Annotated in this window: 1 protein-coding gene; it reads left to right on the top strand. The window is 70.4% G+C overall.

What is annotated here, in order from left to right:
• Positions 1-2,050, top strand: a 2,050-nt coding sequence (locus ABEA26_RS35805) for a type I polyketide synthase (protein WP_345598228.1), incomplete at both ends; no start/stop codon positions are given.

Genomic DNA, 2,050 nt, shown 5'->3' with positions numbered 1-2,050 from the left:
CGAACTACGCGGCGGCGAACGCGTTCTTGGACGCGCTCGCGGAGGTGCGTCGTGGCGAGGGTTTGGTGGGTCAGTCACTGGCGTGGGGGTTGTGGGCGCAGGCGAGTGGGATGACGGGACAGTTGGGTGAGGCGGATCTGCGGCGGATGGCGCGGGGTGGTCTGGTGCCGTTGTCGTCGGGTCAGGGTCTGGAGTTGTTCGATGTGGCGGGGGGTGTGGATGCGTCGGTGGTGGTGCCGGTTCGGGTGGACTTGGCGGCGTTGCGGGCGCGTCCGGAGTTGACGCCGTTGTTGTTGCGTGGGTTGGTGCGGGTGCCGAGTCGGCGGGTGGCGGAGTCGGGTGCGGACCAGTCCGAGTCCTTCGCGCGTACGCTCCTCGCACTCCCCGAAACCGAACAACGCCAGCACGTACTGCGGTTGGTGCGTGACGAGGTCGCCCAGGCACTGGGGCACACCTCCGGCGACGCGGTCGCGCCGCAGCACGCCTTCAACGACCTTGGGTTCGACTCGCTGACCGCGGTGGAGCTGCGCAACCGGCTCAACACCGTCACCGGCCTGCGGCTGCCCGCAACGCTGGTGTTCGACTACCCCAGCTCGGCCACGATGGCCGACTTCATGCTGGCGGAGGCGCTCGGTACCCGTCAGGGGCGCGCAGAGGTACGGAGAACGGTCACCGCAGGGGACGACGACCCGATCGCGATCGTCGGCATGAGTTGCCGCTATCCCGGCGGGGTCGCCGGCCCGGACGACCTGTGGACGCTGCTGTCCACCTCTGGGGACGCCATATCGGGCCTGCCGTCCGACCGGGGCTGGGACGTGGACCGACTCTTCGACCCGGACCCCGACCGTCCCGGTACCTCGTACACCCGCGAGGGCGGATTCCTCCACGACGCCACGCACTTCGACGCGGGGTTCTTCGGAATCTCGCCGCGTGAGGCGCTGGCGATGGACCCGCAGCAGCGCCTGCTCCTGGAGGCGTCGTGGGAGGCGGTCGAGTCCGCGGGCATCGACCCGCTGGCCCTGCGGGGCAGCGACACGGGCGTGTTCGCCGGCCTGATGTACCACGACTACGCGGCGCACGCGAGCACGGTCGGAGAGGGCCTGGAGGGGTACCTCAGCACCGGCACCGCGGGCAGCGTGATGTCGGGACGTGTCTCGTACACGCTGGGCCTGGAGGGCCCGGCGGTCACCGTCGACACGGCGTGTTCGTCGTCCCTGGTCGCGCTGCACTGGGCGATTCAGTCGCTGCGGTCGGGCGAGTGCTCCATGGCGCTGGCCGGCGGTGTCGCGGTGATGGCGACGCCTGGCACTTTCGTGGAGTTCTCCCGCCAGCGCGGTCTCGCGCCCGACGGCCGCTGCAAGTCGTTCGCGGCCGGTGCCGACGGCACCGGCTGGGGCGAGGGCGTCGGCATGCTGCTCGTGGAGCGACTCTCCGACGCCCGCCGTAAGGGTCATCAGGTCCTCGCGGTCGTGCGCGGCAGCGCGGTGAACCAGGACGGCGCGTCCAATGGTCTGACCGCCCCCAACGGCCCCTCGCAACAGCGCGTGATCCGCGCCGCGTTGGCCAACGCGGGACTCGACGCCACGGATGTCGATGTCGTCGAGGCGCACGGCACGGGTACGAGGCTGGGTGACCCGATCGAGGCACAGGCACTGATCGCGACCTACGGTCAGGAGCGTACGGAGGACCGGCCGCTGCTGCTGGGCTCGGTCAAGTCGAACATCGGTCACACGCAGGCGGCTGCCGGTGTGGCGGGTGTGATCAAGATGGTGCAGGCGATGCGGCACGGGCTGGTGCCCGAGACCCTGCATGTGGACGAGCCGACCCCACAGGTGGACTGGTCGGCGGGGTCGGTGGAGCTGGTCACTGAGCAGCGTGCCTGGCCGGAGACGGCTCAGCCGCGGCGTGCTGCGGTGTCCTCGTTCGGTATCAGCGGCACGAATGCGCATGTGATCGTGGAGCAGGCGCCGGAGGCGGAGCCTGTGGTGACGGAGCCCGTCGTCGGGTCTGCTCCGGTGGTGGGTTCGGGTGTGCCGTTCGTGCTGTCGGG

This window comes from Streptomyces marokkonensis (genome assembly GCF_039539045.1).
In the GTDB taxonomy this organism is placed as follows: Bacteria; Actinomycetota; Actinomycetes; order Streptomycetales; family Streptomycetaceae; genus Streptomyces; species Streptomyces marokkonensis.
Note: the sequence above shows the minus strand (reverse complement) of the source record. Positions and strands in the feature narration are given on the sequence as shown.